Origin of the sequence: Pseudomonas spartinae, assembly GCF_965197125.1 — a bacterium.
In the GTDB taxonomy this organism is placed as follows: Bacteria; Pseudomonadota; Gammaproteobacteria; order Pseudomonadales; family Pseudomonadaceae; genus Aquipseudomonas; species Aquipseudomonas composti_A.
Window position 1 is genome coordinate 159,483 of record NZ_CBDAMB010000002.1, and the last position, 20,396, is coordinate 179,878.

The following is a 20,396-nucleotide window of genomic DNA, read 5'->3' on the forward strand; positions in this document are numbered from 1 at the left end:
CCGGGTAATCAGAAAAACAGGTCGAAACGGAAATAAACCGGGCGCTCGTCATGCTCGATGGCGCTCGGGCGCTCAAGGGCATGGGCGAAGCTCACCGAGGCAGCCAGGTGCTGACCACGCAGGGCGAGTTCGATGGCGTTGCCGCTCATACGGCCACGTTGCTCGGGGTTGTACCGGCCGCCGTGGATCACGCCGACGTCATAGGCGAAGGCCAGGCTGTATTCGTGGACGAAGGGGCGCAGCGCATCCCAGGTCACTGGACGCCGCCAGCGCAACTGGTTGCGCCAGTAACCGCCGGTGTCGCCGGACAGGGATTGGTCCTTGAAGCCGCGTACCGAGCTGAGGCCGCCGATGCTGATGCGCTGCGGGCTGAACAGCACGTCTTCGCTCTTCTGGCCATAGGCGAGGCTGTCGAAGCTGAAGGACTCGCCCCACAGCGTGAATGGCTGCAGGTAGCTCAGGGCCAGGGTGTATTTGTTGTAGCGCGCCACCGGCTGACTGCCTTGCGGGTCGCCGGCACGCTGGGCGTCGAAGGCGCCAATACCGCGTTGCCAGCCGATATCGGCGTTGACGAAGGCGCTGCCAATACGACGGCCATGGTTGAAGCCCAGCTGCGCTTCGGACAGGCGCGTGCTGGAGGTGTCGATGCGGTTGCCGAGAATGAAGTTGTTGCTACGCAGGTGGCTGACGCCGAGGTTGAATGCGGTCTTGCTGACGCTATCGCGGTGCAGCACACGCTCGCCGCGCAAGGCGTGGGTCTTGCTGTCGCCGTCCTGATCGAAGAGAAAGCCATTGCCCTCGCTCTGGGTGCGGTAGTAGCTCTGGCTGTAGCTGTAGCTGAAGTTCCACCAGCCGTAGGGCACCTGATAGATCAGGCTCTGGCTGTGAGAATGGCGATAGCTGTCGCTCACCGCATCGCGATTGGCGCGCAGGCTGAGCTGGTCAGCCAGGCCGAGTGGGCTGTCCCAATCGAAACTCAGACCCCACTGCTGCTCGCCAGTGCTCAACTGCCCGTCGTTATGGCGACTGAGGCCGGCACGCCAGGGCTTGTCGCGCTGACCTTGCAGCTTGACGCGGCTGCCGCCGACGGCTTCGCCAGGCACCAGCTCAAGCTGGGCCTGGCGCGAAGGCAGGCGGTTGAGCTGGTCGACCAGTTGCTCCAGTTCGCGCAGATCCAGCACTTCGCCTGGCTGGCCGGGAAAGCCCATGGCCAGTTCACGATCGCTCGCCAGCTCAGAGCTGTCCAGCCCTTCCAGGCGGCCTTCGACCACGATGACGCGCAGCTCGCCCGAGGACAGATCCTGCTGCGGCAAGTAGGCGCGCGAGGTGACGTAGCCGTGATCGATGTAGAACTGGGTGATCGCCTTGAGCAGTTCGTTGAGCTGACCAACACCCAGGCACTCGCCAGCGAAGCGCTGAACAATGGCTTGCTGGTCGTCCTCAGCGAGGAGAGTGGCGCCCTCCAGACGGATCTGCTCGATGTCGAAGCAGCGCTCGTCGTCGACCGGAGCGGCTTGCAGCCTGGGCGCTTCACCTGGGAGTTGCTGCAGCTCATCGAGGCGGCGCTGCTGCTCCTGCAGCAGGCGCTCCTGGCGCTCACGAATCAACTCACGGTCACCCGGCGTCTGCGCCAACGCGAGAGTGGGAAGGAACAAACACAGCCATACGGCCCAAAAAAGGCCGGGAGTCGCTTTTAACGTCGCGCAGCGACGGCCCGCAGGGTGGCCGCCAGGGATGGCAGGGCATAAAGGGCTAATACGGAAAGGCATGCTTTCAGTCCTTTGAATAGCGGAAAAACAGCGGCGGAAAATCGACGCGAATTAGAACACGTGGCCTCTTGCCATCAAATGCCTAAAAAATGAACAACGTCACGCTTGGGGACATTACTCCGGCCCCCCCGATAAACGGCACCTGGCGAAACCTAAAAATGAGACGGACCGCCTGTTCAGGTGCGGCGCCTTGCCGCGAACAACGGCTAGGTGAACTCGGAAACATGCCGGAAGCATTCTTGAAGTCACCCTGTGACAGCCCGACGCTTTGCCGCCAGGTGGGTGGCGCAACGAACGCTTCGCCCCAGGGAGGGGCTCGGAAGCATTGGAATAATGCGGTCATCGAACACGTTTGGCCCCCTCTTCCCTCAGGGGAGAAGACCAGGGAGAGGGGAACCAAGCGCGTACGGAATTAACTGACTGGCGTCAGGCCTTGGCACGCTTGCCTGATAGCTCTGGGCTCTAACGCGGCGCGTAGGCGAACACGTCGGCGCGCATCTGGTGCGCGTCCATGCCGGCTTCCACCAGCGCGTCGAGCGTGGCGTAGACCATCGCCGGCGAGCCGCTGGCGTAGACGTGCAAGGCCTTGAGGTTGGGGAAGTCCTCGCGTACGGCTTCGTGCAGCAGGCCGCAACGGCCCTGCCAGCCGCACTGGTCGCTGACCACCTGGTGCAGGTGCAGATTGTCCAGCTGCTGCCACTCGGCCCAGTGTGGCAGCTGATAGAAGTCTTCGGGGCGCCGGGCGCCCCAGTACAGGTGCACCGGATGGGCGAAACCGGCGGCGCGGCAGTGTTCGATAAGGCTGTGCATCTGGCCCATGCCGGTGCCGGCGGCGATCAGCACCAGCGGACCGTCGGGCAGGTCGGCGAGGTGGGTATCCCCGTAGGGCATCTGCACGCGGGCCATGCCGGTGCTGCGCAAATGCTGCAGCAAAGCGATGCTGCCCTCCTCTCGGGCGAGGATGTGCAGCTCCAGCTCGCGGCCGGCATGCGGCGCCGAGGCCAGGGAAAAGGCAGACATTTCGCCATCCGGGCGCTGCAACAACAGGTATTGCCCGGCGTGATAACGCGGCACCTTGCCAGCGGGTGTACGCAAACGCAGGCGATGGACATCACCGCCAACATCCAGGCACTCGATCACCTGGCAATTCAACTCGCGCACCGGCAACTCGCCCGGTGCCAGCACGCCATCCCAATGCAGCACGCAGTCTTCCAGCGGCTCGGCCAGGCAGGTGAACAGCTCGCCATGGTCCAGCTCGACACCGGACTGACGCACACGCCCTTCCACCAGCAAGGCGGCGCAGATATGGCAGTTGCCGTTGCGGCAGCTCTGCGGGCAGTCATAGCCCAGGCGTCGGGCACCATCGAGGATGCGCTCGCCCGGCTGCAGCGCGAGGGTGATGCCGGAGGGTTGCAGGGTGACGTTCATCAATCGATTCCCAGCTCGCTCCACAGCGCGTCGACGCGCGCCACCACCGCAGGGTCCTTCTCGATGGCGCGGCCCCACTCGCGAGTGGTTTCGCCCGGCCACTTGTGGGTGGCGTCCAGGCCCATCTTCGACCCCAGGCCGGAGATCGGCGAGGCGAAGTCGAGGTAGTCGATCGGTGTGTTGTCGATCATCACCGTGTCGCGCTTGGGATCCATGCGCGTGGTAATCGCCCAGATCACGTCATTCCAGTCCCGTGCGTTGATATCGTCGTCGGTGACGATAACGAACTTGGTGTACATGAACTGTCGCAGGAACGACCACACCCCGAGCATTACGCGCTTGGCGTGACCGGGGTACTGCTTCTTCATGGTCACCACCGCCATGCGGTAGGAACAACCTTCCGGCGGCAGGTAGAAGTCGGTGATCTCGGGGAACTGCTTCTGCAGGATCGGCACGAACACTTCGTTCAGCGCCACGCCGAGAATCGCCGGCTCATCTGGCGGCCGGCCGGTGTAGGTGCTGTGGTAGATCGGCTCGCGGCGGCGGGTGATGCGCTCGACGGTGAACACCGGGAAGGTGTCGACCTCGTTGTAGTAGCCGGTGTGGTCGCCGTAGGGGCCTTCCGGCGCGATCTCGCCCGGATGGATCACGCCTTCGAGCACGATTTCGGCACTGGCCGGCACCTGCAGCTCGCTGCCGACGGCCTTGATCAGCTCGGTGCGATGACCACGCAAGAGGCCCGCGAAGGCGTATTCGGACAGCGTATCGGGCACCGGGGTGACGGCGCCGAGAATGGTCGCCGGGTCCGCGCCAAGCGCGACACAGACCGGATAGGGCTTGTCCGGGTACTTTTGGCACCACTCGCGATAGTCCAGCGCGCCGCCACGGTGGCTGAGCCAGCGCATGATCACCTTGTTGCGGCCGATCACCTGCTGACGGTAGATGCCGAGGTTCTGCCGTTCCTTGTTCGGGCCCTTGGTGATGGTCAGGCCCCAGGTGATCAGCGGCGCCACGTCGCCTGGCCAGCAGTGCTGGATCGGCAACTTGCCCAGGTCGACGTCGTCGCCTTCCTCGATCACTTCATGGCAGGGCGCGTCCTTGACCACCTTGGGCGCCATGGAAATGACCTTCTTGAAGATCGGCAACTTGCTCCAGGCGTCCTTGAGGCCTTTCGGCGGCTCCGGCTCCTTGAGAAAGGCCAGCAGCTTGCCGATCTCGCGCAGCTCCGACACCTCCTCGGCGCCCATGCCCAGCGCCACGCGCTTGGGGGTGCCGAACAGGTTGCCGAGCACTGGCACGTCGAAGCCGCTGGGCTTTTCAAACAGCAGCGCCGGCCCACCCTTACGCAGGGTGCGGTCGCAGATTTCGGTCATTTCCAGAACGGGCGAGACCGGGGTCTGGATACGCTTGAGTTCGCCGCGCTTTTCCAGTTCACGGATGAAGTCGCGCAGGTCGCGATACTGCATGCAGGAGCCTCGTGTCGGACAGGCTAGAGTCGGCCGCAAAGTTTAGCGCCGAAGTCGGGCTTTCAGAAGCGCCCATGAAAGTGACGGACAGCAAAAGGCCGGGTTTCCCCGGCCTTTTGGCACAGCGCAACGCTTACTTGCGCTTCATCGACAGGAAGAACTCATCGTTCGTCTTGGTCGCTTTCAGCTTGTCGATCAGGAACTCGATGGCGGCGATCTCATCCATCGGGTGCAGCAGCTTGCGCAGAATCCACATGCGCGACAGCTCTTCCTCACCGGTCAGCAGCTCTTCGCGACGGGTGCCCGACTTGTTGATGTTGATGGCCGGGAAGGTGCGCTTCTCAGCCACGCGGCGATCGAGGATCAGCTCCATGTTGCCGGTGCCCTTGAATTCCTCGTAGATCACTTCGTCCATCTTCGAGCCGGTTTCCACCAGCGCGGTGGCGATGATGGTCAGCGAGCCGCCTTCTTCGATGTTACGTGCGGCACCGAAGAAGCGCTTGGGCTTCTCCAGGGCGTGGGCATCGACACCACCGGTCAGCACCTTGCCGGAGCTCGGGATCACGGTGTTGTAGGCGCGCGCCAGACGGGTGATGGAGTCGAGCAGGATGACCACATCCTTCTTGTGCTCGACCAGGCGCTTGGCCTTCTCGATCACCATCTCGGCGACCTGCACGTGGCGAGTCGGCGGCTCGTCGAAGGTGGACGCGACCACTTCGCCGCGCACGGTGCGCTGCATCTCGGTCACTTCTTCCGGGCGCTCGTCGATCAGCAGAACGATCAGGTGGCACTCGGGGTTGTTACGGGTGATGTTTGAGGCGATGTTCTGCAGCATGATGGTCTTGCCCGCTTTCGGCGGGGCGACGATCAGGCCGCGCTGGCCCTTGCCAATCGGCGCGCAGAGGTCGATCACACGGCCGGTGATGTCCTCGGTGGAGCCGTTACCGGCTTCCATGGTCAGGCGCTTGGTAGGGAACAGCGGCGTCAGGTTCTCGAACAGGATCTTGTTCTTGGCGTTTTCCGGACGGTCGAAGTTGATGCTGTCGACCTTGAGCAGAGCGAAGTAACGCTCGCCTTCCTTCGGCGGACGGATCTTGCCGACGATGGTGTCACCGGTACGCAGGTTGAAGCGGCGGATCTGGCTCGGCGAGACGTAGATGTCGTCGGGGCCGGCCAGGTAAGAAGAGTCGGCGCTACGCAGAAAGCCGAAACCGTCCTGGAGAATCTCCAGCACGCCGTCGCCGGAAATCTCCTCGCCGCTTTTGGCATGCTTTTTAAGCAGGGCGAAGATGATGTCCTGCTTGCGCGAACGGGCCATGTTTTCCAGGCCCATTTGTTCGGCCATGTCCAGCAGTTCGGCAATCGGCTTTTGCTTGAGTTCGGTCAGATTCATAGGAATGACGTGATCATCGAGAGGGGAAGAAAGCTGTTAGCTTGAGAGGCCGCGCCGCAGAGAAGGCGACAGGATCGCGAACGAATTCGTATAGGAATGAATCGGCGACGGCGTGCAGAAAGCTGCATGGAGGATGCAGCGAACCCGAATTTAACACCGTGAAAAAACAGCGTCTAGCCCCGAAAACGAAAAAACCCCGCAAATAACGGGGTCTTCGCCAGGCGACGCAGGATGGATGACGCTTTTCTCATCCACCACTTGCGATGCCATGGTAGATCGATGAAGCCTGATCCACCCTAACGCTTACGACTCAGATATTGCTGTCGAGGAACGCAGCCAGTTGCGACTTGGACAGTGCACCGACCTTGGTCGCCTCGACGTTGCCGTTCTTGAACAGCATCAGTGTCGGGATACCACGTACGCCGTACTTCGGCGGGGTTTCCTGATTCTCGTCGATGTTCAGTTTGCAGATCTTCAGCTTGCCTTGGTATTCCTTGGCGATCTCGTCGAGCACCGGCGCGATCATCTTGCACGGGCCGCACCACTCAGCCCAGTAATCGACCAGAACCGGACCTTCAGCCTGGATGACGTCCTGGTCGAAACTGGCGTCGCTGACGTTGGTGATGAATTCGCTCATGAGGAGTCTCCGTATATTCGGAAGCAAAAAGTGGCGACATCATAGCCCGGCTTGCCTGACACCGAAAGGCACTGGCGATTGAGCCACTCAATAGTTTCAATCACCCAGCGTGATGAAGGCGATCCCCGTGCGCAGCGCCGCCGCGCGGATGTGTTGCTGCATGGCTTTCTGCGCCGGGCCGGCAGCATGCCGGGCCAGGGCCTTGAGAATCTTGCGATGCTCCTGCCAGGTCTCCATCGCCCGCTCCGGGCGGATGAACGGCAGCTTCTGGCTCTCCAGAAAGATATCGGCACTGGAGGTCACCAGAGCGAACATCGCCTGGTTGCCACTGGCCGCGAGAATACGCTGGTGGAACTCGAAATCCAGCCGCGTCGCCTGCTCGAAGTTCTCGGCACGCAGTTCACGGCGCATCTGCTCAACGTTGTCTTCGAGAATATCCAGCTCCTCGGCGGTCATCACCCCGGCCGCCAGACCACAGGCAAAGCCCTCCAGGGCAAAGCGCAGCTGAAAGGTATCGGCCGCCGACACCTGGGCCGCGAAGGGCCAGACGAACGAACCCGTTGTCTCCACCTTGCTGGGCTCCTGCACGAACACGCCCTTGCCCGCCTGCACACTGACCAGGCCCAAGGCGCTGAGCGAAGACAGCGCCTCACGCAGTGATGCACGGCTGACGCCCAGGCGCTCGGCCAGGTCGCGCTGCGACGGCAGCGCATCGCCAGGGCGATAGCCCTCGTCTTCGATCAGGCGACGGATCGCCTGCAGGGCATATTCGGGTACCGCGCGAGGAGCAGAAGCATTCATGGCTGTTCGGGCCGGTCAGTCCAGTCAAGCCGCCTTTGTACGGCCATAAGCACACTCCAGGCAAGCGACGCCCCCTTGTGGAACGGCCCGTTCCACGCACGCACCGAGATGGCCCACAAATACTTCTGATCAAATGGTCAGCAATACCAACTGTTCAGACCAGTAAGACCTTGTTTTCACGTGCCTGAGACGGTGAAACGCCTGATTTCATTGAACTTGGCACAAGCGATGCACTGCACAACTCACGCAAAACGCTTCAGTTTTTGTTCATTCATCGGGAGTTCGACATGCGCAAATTTCACCGCACCCTGCTGGGTACCCTGTTCGCCGCCCTGGCCTTCGGAGCCAGCACCGTTCACGCCGATGCACTCGAAGACATCGGCAAGGCCGGCGTACTGAAAGTCGCCGTGCCGCAGGATTTCCCGCCGTTCGGCTCGGTCGGCCCGGACCTCAAACCGCGCGGCCTGGACATCGACACCGCACAGCTGCTGGCCGACAAGCTGGCAGTGAAGCTGGAGCTGACCCCGGTCAACAGCACCAACCGCATTCCCTTCCTCACCACCGGCAAGGTCGACCTGGTGATCTCCAGCCTGGGCAAGAACCCCGAGCGTGAAGCGGTGATCGACTTCTCCGCGCCCTACGCGCCCTTCTACCTCGGCGTGTTCGGCCCGGAAGATGCCGCCGTCACCAGCCTCGATGATCTGGACGGCAAGACCATCAGCGTCACCCGTGGCTCCATCGAGGACATCGAACTGAGCAACGTCGCGCCGAAAGGCGCCACCATCAAGCGCTTCGAGGACAACAACTCGACCATCGCAGCCTACCTGTCGGGTCAGGTCGACCTGATCGCCAGCGGCAACGTGGTGATGGTGGCCATCTCCGAGAAGAACCCCAAGCGCGTGCCGAGCATGAAACTCAAGCTCAAGGACTCGCCGGTGTACGTTGGCGTGAACAAGGATCAGGCCGCGCTGCTGGAAAAGATCAACGCCATCATCGCCGCCGCCAAGACCGACGGCAGCCTCGACGCGATCAGCCAGAAGTGGCTGAAGCAGCCACTGCCGGCTGACCTCTGAGCCGCGCCGGGAGCCAAGCCATGGCGTACCAGTTCGACTTCGCCGCCGTCCTGCAGCACAGCGACCTGCTGCTGCAGGGCGCGGCCTTCACCCTCGGCCTGACGGCGATCGGCACCCTGCTGGGCGTCGCTCTCGGCATCGTCGGGGCGATCCTGCGCGCCTGGCGCATCCGCCCGTTCGACCGCCTCTTCGGCGTGTACGTGGAGCTGATCCGCAACACGCCATTCATCGTCCAGCTGTTCTTCATCTTCTTCGGCCTGCCCTCGCTCGGCGTGCGCCTGAGCGAGTGGGAGGCCGCTGTGCTGGCGATGGTGATCAACCTCGGCGCCTACTCGACGGAAATCATCCGCGCCGGCATCCAGGCGATCCCATCCGGACAGCTCGAAGCCGCTGCGGCGCTGGCCATGAGCCGCTTCGAGACCTTCCGCCACGTGGTCCTGCGCCCGGCGCTGGGCAAGGTTTGGCCGGCGCTGTCGAGCCAGATCATCATCGTCATGCTGGGTTCGGCGGTGTGCTCGCAGATCTCCACCGAGGAGTTGTCGTTCGCCGCCAACTTCATCCAGTCGCGCAACTTCCGCGCCTTCGAGACCTACCTGCTGACCACCGCGCTGTACCTGCTCATGGCCATCCTGATTCGCCAGTTGCTGGCCTGGGTCGGCCGGCGCTTCATCATGGGAGAGCGCTGATGGACTTCACCCTCTGGGACATCCTGCGCAACCTGCTGACCGGCCTGCAGTGGACCCTGCTGCTGTCGCTGGTGGCCTTCGTCTGCGGCGGCATCGCCGGCCTGCTGGTGTTGCTGGCGAGGCTGTCGCCGCTGTCGGCGCCGCGCATCCTCGCCCGTGGCTATATCGAACTGTTCCAGGGCACGCCGCTGCTGATGCAGCTGTTCCTGGTGTTCTTCGGCATCGCCCTGCTCGGCCTCGACGTCTCGCCCTGGCTGGCGGCAGCCACTGCGCTGACGCTGTTCACCAGCGCCTTTCTCGCCGAGATCTGGCGCGGCTGCGTCGAGTCGATCACGCGCGGCCAGTGGGAGGCGGCTGAAAGCCTGGCCATGAGCCGCCTGGAAACCCTGCGCCACGTCGTCCTGCCGCAGGCGCTGCGCATCGCCGTAGCGCCCACCGTCGGCTTCTCGGTGCAGGTGGTCAAGGGCACCGCCGTGACCTCGATCATTGGTTTCACCGAGCTGACCAAGACCGGCAGCATGCTGGCCAACGCCACCTTCGAGCCGTTCATGGTCTACGGCTTCGTCGCCCTCGGTTACTTCCTGCTCTGCTACCCGCTCTCGCTCGCTGCATACCGCCTGGAAAGGAGGCTGAATGTCACTGCTTAACGTCACCGCCCTGCACAAGTATTACGGCGACAACCACGTGCTCAAGGGCATCGACCTGGCCGTCGAGGAAGGCGAAGTGGTCGCCATCATCGGTCGCAGCGGCTCGGGCAAGAGCACCTTCCTGCGCACCCTCAACGGCCTGGAGTCGATCAACGACGGCGTGATCGAAGTCGACGGCGAATACATCGACGCCGCCCGCGCCGACCTGCGCAGCCTGCGGCAGAAGGTCGGCATGGTGTTTCAGCAGTTCAATCTGTTCCCGCACCTGACCGTCGGCGAGAACGTCATGCTGGCACCGCAGGTGGTGAAGAAGACGCCACGCGCCGAAGCCGAGAAAGTTGCCCGGCAGATGCTCGAACGCGTCGGCCTGGCAGAGAAGTTCGACGCCTACCCCGAGCGCCTCTCCGGCGGCCAGCAACAACGCGTGGCCATCGCCCGTGCCCTGGCCATGTCGCCCAAGGTGCTGCTGTGCGACGAGATCACCTCGGCGCTTGACCCGGAGCTGGTCAACGAAGTGCTGGCGGTGGTCAAGCAGCTGGCCAGCGAGGGCATGACCCTGATCATGGTCACTCACGAGATGCGCTTCGCCCGCGAAGTCGGCGACAAGCTGGTGTTCATGCACCAGGGCAAGGTGCACGAGATCGGCGATCCGAAAGCCCTGTTCGCCACCCCGCAGACCGAAGAGCTGCGCAACTTCATCGGCTCGGTGAACCTGTGAACGTCATGATTCCGTTGCCGCTGCGTATTGAGCCGCTGACCCGCGAAGCCTTCGCCCCCTTCGGCGAGGTGATCGAAACCGCCGGTGCCCATGCCTTCCCGATCAACGCTGGCACCACCACGCGCTATCACGACCTGGCGCAGGTGGAACTGGCCGGAGAATCGCCGCGCACCCTGGTCAACCTGTTCGAAGGCAAGGCCTGGCACGCACCGTTCGAAATCCGCATGCTCGAACGCCACCCGCTGGGCAGCCAGGCGTTCTATCCGGTGGATGGCGGGCGCATGCTGATCGTCGTCGCCCCGCCTGGTGAACTGGACGAGTCGACAATCCGCGCCTTCATCAGCGCGCCGGACCAGGGTGTGAACTACACGCGCGGCACCTGGCACCACCCGCTGCTGTGCCTGCAACACCCCGGCCGTTTCCTTGTCGTGGACCGCGGTGGCGACGGCCACAACTGCGATGAACAGCTGCTGAAACAGCCATTTAGTGTGATTAACCTGCGCCTATCACAGGTCTAGACCAGTTTGCTGCGACATCCGTATGCGTTGGCTCATCCGCTCAGTCGTGGCAGGATGCGCGGAAATCGAACGAGATGCCGCAATCATGCCCCAAGCCCCTGCCGAGAGTTTTCCCTTGATCGCCGCCATCGACCTGGGCTCGAACAGCTTTCACATGGTTCTGGCCAAGGCCGACAGTCACGAGATTCGTATCCTCGAGCGCCTTGGCGACAAGGTGCAGCTGGCTGCCGGCCTGGATGACGAGCGCCAGCTCAGCGAGGAGGCGATGCAACGTGGCCTGGATTGCCTGCGCCGCTTCGCCCAGTTCACCACCACCCTGCCCGAGGGTGCGGTGCGTGTGGTCGGTACCAACGCCCTGCGTGAAGCGCGCAACCGCGCCGTGTTCATTCGCCGCGCCGAGGAGATTCTCGGCCATCAGGTCGAGGTGATCTCCGGGCGCGAAGAAGCGCGCCTGATCTACCTCGGCGTCTCGCACAGCATCGCCGACACCCCCGGCAAGCGCCTGGTCGCCGACATCGGCGGCGGCAGCACCGAGTTCATCATCGGCCAGCGTTTCGAGCCGCTGCTGCGCGAAAGCCTGCAGATGGGCTGCGTCAGCTTCACCCAGCGTTACTTCAAGGACGGCAAGATCACCCCGGCGCGCTATGCCCAGGCCTACACCGCCGCTCGTCTGGAACTGATGGGCATCGAGCAGGGCCTGCGCCGTCTCGGCTGGGAGGATGCCGTCGGGGCGTCCGGCACCATCAAGGCCATCGGCCTGACGACCAAGGCCGCCGGCCTGAGCAATGGCGAGATCACGGTCGAGGGCCTGGCCTGGCTCAAGCGCAAGCTGTTCAAGCTGGGTGACGTGGAGAAGATCGACCTCGACGGTGTCAAGCCGGATCGGCGCGGCATCTTCCCGGCCGGCCTGGCGATTCTCGAAGCCATCTTCGATGCCTGCGACATCCAGCGCATGAGCCACTCCGAGGGTGCCCTGCGCGAAGGCGTGCTGTACGACCTGCTTGGCCGGCACCAGCATGAGGACGTGCGCGAGCGTACCCTGGCGGCGTTCATGGAGCGCTATCACGTCGATGTCGATCAGGCCGCACGGGTCGAAGCCAAGGCGCTGTCGGCGCTGGACAAGGTGGCGACCGACTGGGGGCTGACCGACGACTGGCACCGCGAGCTGCTCAGCTGGGGCGCCCGAGTCCACGAAGTGGGCCTGGACATCGCCCACTACCAGTACCACAAGCATGGCGCCTACCTGATCGAGCACTCCGACCTGGCCGGCTTCTCCCGCCAGGACCAGCAGATGCTGGCCCTGCTGGTGCGCGGCCACCGCCGCAACATTCCCAAGGACAAGTTCGCCGACTTCGGCGAGGAAGGCGTGAAGCTGATGCGCCTGTGCGTACTGCTGCGCTTCGCCATCCTTTTCCACCACATTCGCGGCACGCAGAGCATGCCCGAGGTGAAGTTCAAGGTGGGCGAAAACAGCCTGGAGATTCTCTTCCCCGAAGGCTGGCTGACCGCCAACCCGCTGACCCAGGCGGACTTCGAAGCCGAAGCCGAGTGGCTCAAGCGTATCGACCTGACCCTGAGCGTGTGCTGATCACCTTCTGAGGCAAACCCGCTATCAACCCCGTAGGGTGCGCCGTGCGCACCGGTGTTTCGGCGGTAAGCCTGTAGGGCGGGTGCAACCCGCCAAGACCGCAAAGCCCTCTCCTCCGGCCTGATCGCCAGCGATCAGGTGCTCATCGGCGCAGGAAGCAGTGCTTCCAAAAACGCACCTCTTCGCCCCGCAAGCGGGAGAGGGTCATCAGATCGCCGCAAGCGGCCTTTTTAGCGCGTCACGATTACCGGTGCGGTGAGCTTCTCCAGCAGGCCGGACTGCGCGCTGCGCGGGTTCTGGTTGCCGGTAGGCTGCTGACGCAGGTAGCGACCATCGGACTGCAGCACCCAGGCCTGGGTGTTGTCGGTCAGGTAGCTTTCCAGCTCCTTCTTCACGCGGGTGATGAGCTTCTTGCCTTCCACCGGGAAGCAGGTCTCCACGCGCTTGTCGAGATTTCGCTCCATCCAGTCGGCGCTGGACAGGTAGATCTTCTCGTCGCCGCCGTTGAGGAAGTAGAACACCCGCGTGTGCTCGAGGAAGCGGCCGATGATCGAGCGCACCTGGATGTTGTGCGAGACCCCGGCGATGCCCGGGCGCAAGCAGCACATGCCACGCACCACCAGATCGATCTTCACCCCGGTCTGGCTGGCCTTGTACAACGCGCGGATGATCTTCGGATCAGTCAACGAATTGAACTTGGCGATGATCTGCGCCGGCTTGCCTTCCGCTGCCGCGGCGGTTTCCTTGGCGATCAGGTCGAGCAAGGTCTTCTTCAGGGTGAAGGGCGCGTGCAGCAGCTTCTTCATGCGCAGGGTCTTGCCCATGCCGATCAGCTGGCTGAACAGCTTGGCCACGTCCTCACCGAGCGCCACGTCGGCGGTCAGCAGGCTGTAGTCGGTGTACAGCCGGGCATTGCCGGCGTGGTAGTTACCGGTCCCGAGGTGCGCGTAGCGCACGATCTCGCCGTTCTCTCGGCGCAGAATCAGCATCATCTTGGCGTGGGTCTTGAAGCCCACCACACCGTAGATCACCACCGCACCGGCCGCCTGCAGACGGCTGGCCAGTTGCAGGTTGGACTCCTCGTCGAAGCGTGCACGCAGCTCGATCACCGCGGTGACTTCCTTGCCGTTGCGCGCGGCCTCGACCAGCGCGTCGACGATCTCCGAGTTGGCCCCGGAGCGATACAGGGTCTGTTTGATCGCCAGCACGTGCGGGTCTTTCGCCGCCTGGCGCAGCAGGTCGACCACCGGCGTGAAGGACTCGAAGGGGTGCAGCAGGAGGATGTCCTGCTTGCTGACCACGTTGAAGATGTTCTCCGAGTTCTGCAGCAGCTTGGGGATCACCGGGGTGAACGGCGCGTACTGCAGGTCCGGGTGGCCATCCAGGCCGGTGATGCTGAACAGGCGGGTCAGGTTGACCGGGCCGTTGACCTGATAGAGCTCACCCTCGGTCAGGCCGAACTGCTTGAGCAGGTGATCGCGCAGGTGTTTCGGGCAGGTGTCGACCACCTCCAGACGCACCGCATCGCCGTAACGACGGCTGAACAGCTCGCCGCGCAAGGCGCGCGCCAGGTCTTCGACGTCCTCGGTATCCACCGACAGGTCGGCGTTACGGGTCAGGCGGAACTGATAGCAGCCCTTGACCTTCATGCCCTGGAACAGGTCATCGGCGTGGGCGTGGATCATCGACGAGAGAAACACGTAGTTGTCGCCCGGGCCGCCGACTTCTTCCGGCACACGGATGATGCGCGGCAGCAGACGCGGCGCCGGGATGATGGCCAGACCGGAGTCGCGACCGAAGGCATCGACGCCCTCCAGTTCGACGATGAAGTTCAGGCTCTTGTTCACCAGCAGCGGGAAGGGGTGCGTCGGGTCGAGGCCGATGGGGGTGATGATCGGCGCGATCTCGTCGCGGAAGTAACGGCGCACCCAGGCCTTGAGCTTGGTCGTCCAGTAACGGCGGCGGATGAAGTTGATGTTGTGCTTGGCCAGCGCCGGGAACAGCGTGTCGTTGAGGATGGCGTACTGACGCTCGACCTGCTCGTGCACCAGCTCGCTGATACGCGCCAGCGCCTGGTGCGGCTGCAGGCCGTCGGCGCCGGCCTGTTCACGGGCGAAGTTGATCTGCTTCTTCAGGCCGGCGACGCGAATTTCGAAGAATTCGTCGAGGTTGCTGGAGAAGATCAGCAGGAACTTCAGACGTTCGAGCAGCGGATAGGACTCGTCCAGCGCCTGTTCCAGTACGCGGATGTTGAACTGCAGCTGCGACAGTTCACGGTGGATGTACAGACTGCTGTCATCCAGGCCGGGAATCGGTGCCGGCGGCGGGGTTTCCACCACTGGCGTCTCGGCGACCACCTCGGCCGGAGGCGGGTTGTTGTCGAGCACTTCGCTGTTGAGTCCTTCGCTGTTCATTGCTGGGTTCCTGAGGGCGTCATTGCCCTTGTTTTAGCAGTTCTGCCGCCCGTACGGCGAAATAGGTGAGGATGCCATCGGCACCCGCACGTTTGAAGGCGGTGAGCGACTCCAGGATGACGGCCTCGCTGAGCCAGCCGTTCTGGATCGCGGCCATGTGCATGGCGTACTCGCCACTGACCTGGTAGACGAAGGTCGGCACCTTGTAGGCATCCTTCACGCGCCAGAGGATGTCCAGGTAGGGCATGCCCGGTTTGACCATGACCATGTCGGCGCCTTCGGCGAGGTCGGCGGCCACTTCATGCAGCGCCTCGTTGCCGTTGGCCGGGTCCATCTGGTAGCCGAGCTTGTTGCCCTTGCCGAGGTTGGCGGCCGAACCCACTGCATCGCGGAACGGGCCGTAGTAGGCGCTGGCGTACTTGGCCGAGTAGGCCATGATGCGTACGTTGACGTGATCGGCCAACTCCAGCGCCTCGCGGATCGCCTGCACGCGGCCATCCATCATGTCCGACGGCGCCACCACCTGGGCACCGGCCTCGGCATGCGACAGCGCCTGCTTGACCAGCGCATCGACGGTGATGTCGTTCTGCACGTAGCCGGACTCGTCGAGGATGCCGTCCTGACCATGGGTGGTGAAGGGGTCGAGGGCCACATCGCTGATCACGCCGAGCTCGGGGAATTTCTCACGCAGGGCACGAATCGCGCGCTGAGCGATGCCGTCCGGGTTCCAGGCCTCGGCACCGTCGAGCGACTTCTTCTCCAGCGGCGTGACCGGAAACAGCGCCAGCGCCGGAATGCCCAGCGCTACCCAGTGCTCGGCTTCCTTGAGCAGCAGATCGATCGACAGGCGCTCGACACCCGGCATCGAGGGCACGGCTTCACGACGGTTTTCGCCGTCGAGGACGAACACCGGCAGGATCAGGTCATCGACGCTCAGGCGGTTCTCGCGCACCAGGCGGCGGGAGAAATCATCGCGGCGATTGCGACGCAGGCGAGTGGCAGGGAACAGACGATTGGCGGGGGTAACGCTCACGGCAGACTCCAGAGCCCGCACAGGCGGGCCAGTGTGACAGGTTATAGAACCTGTTCACGATTTCGCGAGCTAGAGCTGTGCAAGGCAAAAACAGGTGAGTAGGCGGAGCGTGCTCCAGCACATGAGCATGACTCACTTCGCTCGCCCCTTCGGGGCCGCACTGATTAGTGCGTTAGCCGCAAGCGGCTGTCTGAGCCTGTTTTTAACGCAGCAGAGCCGACGCGCGGCAGATCGTGGAGAGGTTCTACGAACATTATGACCAAATGATGACAGCGGCATGACGCGATGCGACTGCGGGTCGCAGCCAGGGCGGCGGCAATGCCACGAAACCTGACCATTGTGGCATGACGCGCCACCTTCCGGCTTGCTCGTGGTCAGAGTAGTCTTCAGCACCCCTTCATCGAGCGCACGGCATGCTGCAAGACCTGATCGGCCAGTTTGGCTACCCGGCACTGGTACTCGGCACCTTCCTCGAAGGTGAGGTGTCATTGCTGCTAGCGGCCTACATGGCCGTGCGCAACGTACTGGAGATCGAATGGGTGGCGCTGTGCGCCTTTCTCGGTACCTTCGCCAGCGACCAGCTGTGGTACTACCTGGGCCGCCGCCACGGCCGCGCGCTGCTGGCACGCAAGCCACGCTGGCAGCCGCTGGGCGACCGTGCCAGCGCACTGATCCAGCACTATCCGGACCTGTGGGTGCTGTGCTTTCGCTTCCTCTACGGCCTGCGTACGGTGATGCCGCTGACCATCGGCCTGTCCGGCTATTCGTGGCGCCGTTACCTGCTGCTCGACGCCATCGGTGCCGGCGTCTGGGCCGGTGGTATCAGCCTGCTGGCCTACAGCCTGGGCAACGCCATGGGCGGCCTGCTCGACGAGTTGCGCAACTATCAGGTCATCCTGCTCGCGGCCGTGGTGCTGCTGCTTGCCCTCGCCTGGCTAAACCGGTGGCGTCAGCGCCGGCGCGGCTGAGCCGCGAGCCAGCCAGATACCCAACAGGCTGAGCAGGCTGTAGCCGATCAGCCAGATCCAGGCACTGGCACCCGGCGTCAGCATGCCGAATTCGCCGGCCAGCCAGAGTGCCGGCAGGTTGCTCGCCAGACGCAGGCACTCCATAGCCCAGGCATTGCGGCGATTCTCCAGCCACATGCCGATGCTGCACAGGCCCAACGCCATCCACAGACACGCCAGCAGCACGGCACTGAGCGCCAGCGAATCACCCTGCGCCAGCAGCCATACACCGGCCAGCAGGTAGCAGACGAACTGCAGCAACGCGTAGACCTGAGCCGCACGCCCCAGCGGAACCTCGAACTTGCGAAAGTTGCTCAGGTCCGCCTTGGCCTGGGGATAGCGCGCCACCACGTCAGCCGGGCGCCAGCCGGTGGGCATGAACCAGAGGCGCACCTTGTCCCACCAGGAGCCGGCACGCCTGGCGTCGTGCCACAGCCCGGCGTAAACCTGCAGGTTGGCCCACAACGGGTTCCAGCTGGCCAGCGGCACGGTCACGCCGAAGATCACCGGTTCCTCGTCGAGTTCTTCCTGGTAGGTGCCGAAAATTCGATCCCAGACAATGAACACGCCGCCGTAATTGCGATCCATGTAGAGAGGATTCTGTGCATGGTGCACGCGGTGGTTGGACGGGGTGATGAACAGCCACTCGAACCAGCCCAGCTTGGGGATATGGCGGGTATGCACCCAGAACTGATAGAGCAGATTCAGCGCCCCCACGCTCAGGAACACCAGCGGCGGTACGCCGACCAACGCCATCGGCAGATAGAAGATCCAGCCGAAGATGAACCCGGTACTGGTCTGGCGCAAGGCGGTGGAGAGGTTGTAGTCCTCGCTCTGGTGATGCACGGCATGGGCTGCCCAGAGCACGTTGCGCTCGTGGCCCAGGCGGTGGTTCCAGTAGTAGCAGAGGTCATAGAAGACGAAGGCGAAGAGCCATACCCAGAGGCTGTCTTCGGCCAGTTCGAACAATGCCAGATGCTCCCAGGCGAAGGCGTAGGTCAGCAGGCCGACCACCTTGGTCAGCACACCGGTGGCCTGCGACAGCACGCCGGCGCCGAGGCTGCCCAGGGCATCGGCCAGGCGATAGGTGCGCAATCCGCGCCAGCGGTCAGCGAGCAATTCCAGGCCGATCAGCAGGAAGAAGAAGGGTACTGCGTAGAGAACGAACGCCATATCGTTGTACTTGTGTCGGGAATGGGCTGTTATTCATCCTATGCCCAGCCTGGCCAGATTTCGCGGCGGCAAATGACAGCCCGAGTGGCATTTGGCGACATCACCGAGATTGGTAACACCCGCGCCCACTTCGGGGCCGCGTCTTTCCTCACCAGGAGTCGAGCATGAACAAGAAAGTGGCAGTGATCCTGTCCGGCTGTGGCGTCTACGATGGCGCCGAAATCCATGAAAGCGTGATCACCCTGTTGCGCCTCGACCAGCGTGGCGCCGAGGTCCAGTGCTTCGCCCCCAACGTGCCGCAGCTGCACGTGGTCGACCACTACAGCGGCGACGAGATGAACGAGACGCGCAACGTCCTGGTGGAATCCGCACGTATCGCCCGAGGCCAGATCAAGGACGTGAAGGCGCTGCACGCGGCAGACTTCGACGCACTGATCCTCCCAGGCGGTTTCGGTGTGGCGAAGAACCTCTCCGACTTCGCCACCAGCGGCGCTGGCTGCAGCGTGCAGCCGGACGTGCTGGCCGCCTGCAAGGCGTTCGTCGATGCCGGCAAGCCGGTTGGCCTGATGTGCATCGCCCCGGCGCTGGCGGCGAAGATCTTCGGCGCCGGCGTGGTGTGCACCATCGGCAATGACGCAGATACCGCCAGTGCGCTGACGCAGATGGGCGCCGAGCACCATGAATGCGAAGTCAGCGAAATCATCGAAGACAGCAAGCGCAAGCTGGTGACCACGCCGGCCTACATGATCGCCCAGTCCATCGCCGAAGCGGCCTCGGGCATCAACAAGCTGGTCGACCGCGTGCTGGAGCTGACCCACCACTGATCTGGCTGGCTTTGCGCTTTGACTGGCAGCGGGGTTCTGTGGGGCAGGCTTCAGCCCGTCGTCACTGCTCGGTGATAGCGCCCATTGCAGGGCGCTTCGGTCATTGGCCAGGGCAGTCCGGCCGCGCCGCTGGTCAAGCCGTGCGGGCTGCGGCAGCGTGACAGCAGAACTCACCGGAGCCCCTGCCATGTCTCAGCCCTTCGTCCTCAGCCACGACCTGCAACAGGCCGTGGCGGGCTTCTTCCAGCGCATCCCCTTCAATCAGGCGCTCGGTATCGAGCTCGATGAGCTGAGCCCCGAGCGGGTGACCATGCACCTGCCGATGAAGCCCGAACTGATCGGCAACTTCGTCCACGGCATCCTGCACGGCGGGGTCATTTCCTCCCTGCTCGACGTATGTGGCGGCGCCATGGCACTGATCGGCGCCTTCGCCAATCACCAGCACCTGCCAGCTGCCGAACGCATGAGCAAGCTGTCCAAGCTCGGCACCATCGACCTGCGCATCGACTACCTGCGTCCTGGCCGTGGCCAGCGCTTTACCGCCACGGCCACGCCGCTGCGCGCCGGCAACAAGGTGGCGGTGATCCGCATGGAGCTGCATAACGACGAGGGCGTGCTGGTGGCGGTGGGAACCGGCACTTATCTGTGTGGGTAGCGACCCCGCACATTGTGGGAGGGGCTTCAGCCGCGACTGGCGCCACCTTGATCGCCGCTAAGGCGCCTCCCACATAAGCGGTGCGTAGCCTGGCTAACGACTCAAACGCGTGAGAATCCGATCCAGCGCATTGGCGAAGGCCTGGCGGTCCCTTTCCGAATACGGCGCCTGACCGCCGCCCACCTGCCCCTGTTCACGCAGGTCAGTGAACAGATTGCGCACCGCCAGGCGCTCGCCCATGTTGCGTTCGTCGAATTCGCGACCACGCGGGTCGAGCGCGGCAACGCCCTTCTTCACCAGGCGGTCGGCCAAGGGCACGTCGCTGCAGATCACCAGCTCACCGGGCACGGCGTGCTCGACCAGATGATCGTCGGCCGCATCCGGCCCACTGGGCACCACGATCAGCTTCACGCAGGCGAAATTCGGCCTGGCCACGGCCTGACCGGCCACCAGCACCACCTCGAAGCCTCGTTTGAGGGCGAACTTGACCACCTGATCCCGCGCCGCCCGCGGGCAGGCGTCGGCGTCGATCCATACACGCATGCAGCAACTTCCGCAGAACAATC

At 63.6% G+C, this 20,396-nt stretch carries 19 protein-coding genes; 9 read left to right on the forward strand and 10 right to left on the reverse strand.

From position 1 onward, the window contains the following. Positions 1 to 8: 8 nt before the first annotated feature. From ACN8M7_RS04530 to ACN8M7_RS04555, 6 genes are all read right to left on the reverse strand, one after another. Positions 9 to 1,655: a ShlB/FhaC/HecB family hemolysin secretion/activation protein gene (locus tag ACN8M7_RS04530; RefSeq protein WP_490259923.1), complete on the reverse strand. Its 1,647-nt coding sequence runs from the start codon at positions 1,653 to 1,655 to the stop codon at positions 9 to 11. A gap of 576 nt (positions 1,656 to 2,231) precedes the next feature. After that, positions 2,232 to 3,197: a CDP-6-deoxy-delta-3,4-glucoseen reductase gene (locus tag ACN8M7_RS04535; protein WP_490259924.1), complete on the reverse strand. Its 966-nt coding sequence runs from the start codon at positions 3,195 to 3,197 to the stop codon at positions 2,232 to 2,234. Further along, positions 3,197 to 4,663 (reverse strand): 4-hydroxy-3-polyprenylbenzoate decarboxylase, encoded by a 1,467-nt coding sequence (gene ubiD / locus ACN8M7_RS04540; protein WP_490259925.1) that lies wholly within the window; start codon positions 4,661 to 4,663, stop codon positions 3,197 to 3,199. The genes ACN8M7_RS04535 and ubiD overlap by 1 nt, the downstream gene beginning before the upstream one ends. Positions 4,664 to 4,796: 133 nt before the next feature. After that, the gene (gene rho / locus ACN8M7_RS04545; RefSeq protein ID WP_061237364.1) at positions 4,797 to 6,056 is read right to left on the reverse strand and encodes a transcription termination factor Rho; all 1,260 of its coding nucleotides are present in this window, start codon (positions 6,054 to 6,056) and stop codon (positions 4,797 to 4,799) included. Between the two features lie 310 nt (positions 6,057 to 6,366). Next, positions 6,367 to 6,693, reverse strand: a complete 327-nt coding sequence (trxA, locus tag ACN8M7_RS04550; protein WP_003458627.1) for a thioredoxin TrxA — start codon at positions 6,691 to 6,693, stop codon at positions 6,367 to 6,369. A 96-nt stretch (positions 6,694 to 6,789) separates the two neighbouring features. Continuing rightward, positions 6,790 to 7,494: a FadR/GntR family transcriptional regulator gene (locus ACN8M7_RS04555; protein ID WP_490259926.1), complete on the reverse strand. Its 705-nt coding sequence runs from the start codon at positions 7,492 to 7,494 to the stop codon at positions 6,790 to 6,792. Between the two features lie 287 nt (positions 7,495 to 7,781). On the opposite strand from ACN8M7_RS04555, the gene ACN8M7_RS04560 reads away from it, so the two are divergent. The 6 genes from ACN8M7_RS04560 to ppx all read left to right on the forward strand — a co-directional run bounded on the left by ACN8M7_RS04560 (position 7,782) and on the right by ppx (position 12,724). After that, complete coding sequence (locus tag ACN8M7_RS04560) at positions 7,782 to 8,567, forward strand: transporter substrate-binding domain-containing protein (RefSeq protein WP_490259927.1); 786 nt, start codon at positions 7,782 to 7,784, stop codon at positions 8,565 to 8,567. A gap of 20 nt (positions 8,568 to 8,587) precedes the next feature. Continuing rightward, the gene (locus ACN8M7_RS04565; protein ID WP_490259928.1) at positions 8,588 to 9,253 is read left to right on the forward strand and encodes an amino acid ABC transporter permease; all 666 of its coding nucleotides are present in this window, start codon (positions 8,588 to 8,590) and stop codon (positions 9,251 to 9,253) included. Continuing rightward, complete coding sequence (locus ACN8M7_RS04570; protein ID WP_197432113.1) at positions 9,250 to 9,900, forward strand: amino acid ABC transporter permease; 651 nt, start codon at positions 9,250 to 9,252, stop codon at positions 9,898 to 9,900. Before ACN8M7_RS04565 ends, ACN8M7_RS04570 begins: the two co-directional genes overlap by 4 nt. Beyond that, a complete protein-coding gene (locus ACN8M7_RS04575; RefSeq protein ID WP_490259929.1) occupies positions 9,887 to 10,618 on the forward strand; it encodes an amino acid ABC transporter ATP-binding protein in 732 nt (243 codons plus the stop codon). The genes ACN8M7_RS04570 and ACN8M7_RS04575 overlap by 14 nt, the downstream gene beginning before the upstream one ends. Positions 10,619 to 10,623: 5 nt before the next feature. Continuing rightward, positions 10,624 to 11,136, forward strand: coding sequence for an ureidoglycolate lyase (locus ACN8M7_RS04580; RefSeq protein WP_490260290.1), 513 nt, complete (start codon positions 10,624 to 10,626; stop codon positions 11,134 to 11,136). An 85-nt stretch (positions 11,137 to 11,221) separates the two neighbouring features. Then, positions 11,222 to 12,724, forward strand: a complete 1,503-nt coding sequence (ppx, locus tag ACN8M7_RS04585) for an exopolyphosphatase (protein ID WP_490259930.1) — start codon at positions 11,222 to 11,224, stop codon at positions 12,722 to 12,724. A 230-nt stretch (positions 12,725 to 12,954) separates the two neighbouring features. On the opposite strand, the gene ppk1 is transcribed toward ppx, so the two are convergent. Together ppk1 and hemB are read right to left on the reverse strand one after the other, a co-directional pair. Then, a complete protein-coding gene (gene ppk1 / locus ACN8M7_RS04590) occupies positions 12,955 to 15,138 on the reverse strand; it encodes a polyphosphate kinase 1 (protein ID WP_061237357.1) in 2,184 nt (727 codons plus the stop codon). A gap of 19 nt (positions 15,139 to 15,157) precedes the next feature. Beyond that, entirely contained in the window at positions 15,158 to 16,171 is a 1,014-nt protein-coding gene (hemB, locus tag ACN8M7_RS04595; protein ID WP_061237356.1) for a porphobilinogen synthase, read from the reverse strand. Between the two features lie 413 nt (positions 16,172 to 16,584). Here hemB and ACN8M7_RS04600 point away from each other — a divergent pair, with 413 nt between their 5' ends. Next, complete coding sequence (locus ACN8M7_RS04600; protein ID WP_061237355.1) at positions 16,585 to 17,139, forward strand: DedA family protein; 555 nt, start codon at positions 16,585 to 16,587, stop codon at positions 17,137 to 17,139. On the opposite strand, the gene ACN8M7_RS04605 is transcribed toward ACN8M7_RS04600, so the two are convergent. Continuing rightward, a complete protein-coding gene (locus tag ACN8M7_RS04605) occupies positions 17,107 to 18,351 on the reverse strand; it encodes a sterol desaturase family protein (RefSeq protein ID WP_490259931.1) in 1,245 nt (414 codons plus the stop codon). The genes ACN8M7_RS04600 and ACN8M7_RS04605 overlap by 33 nt on opposite strands. Positions 18,352 to 18,515: 164 nt before the next feature. Here ACN8M7_RS04605 and elbB point away from each other — a divergent pair, with 164 nt between their 5' ends. Both elbB and ACN8M7_RS04615 read left to right on the forward strand, forming a co-directional pair. After that, positions 18,516 to 19,175, forward strand: coding sequence for an isoprenoid biosynthesis glyoxalase ElbB (elbB, locus tag ACN8M7_RS04610; protein ID WP_490259932.1), 660 nt, complete (start codon positions 18,516 to 18,518; stop codon positions 19,173 to 19,175). Positions 19,176 to 19,362: 187 nt separating this feature from the next. Then, positions 19,363 to 19,830, forward strand: a complete 468-nt coding sequence (locus ACN8M7_RS04615; RefSeq protein WP_490259933.1) for a thioesterase family protein — start codon at positions 19,363 to 19,365, stop codon at positions 19,828 to 19,830. Between the two features lie 93 nt (positions 19,831 to 19,923). On the opposite strand, the gene ACN8M7_RS04620 is transcribed toward ACN8M7_RS04615, so the two are convergent. Next, on the reverse strand, positions 19,924 to 20,373 hold the full coding sequence (locus tag ACN8M7_RS04620) for a YaiI/YqxD family protein (protein ID WP_490259934.1): 450 nt from the start codon (positions 20,371 to 20,373) through the stop codon (positions 19,924 to 19,926). Positions 20,374 to 20,396 lie beyond the last annotated feature (23 nt).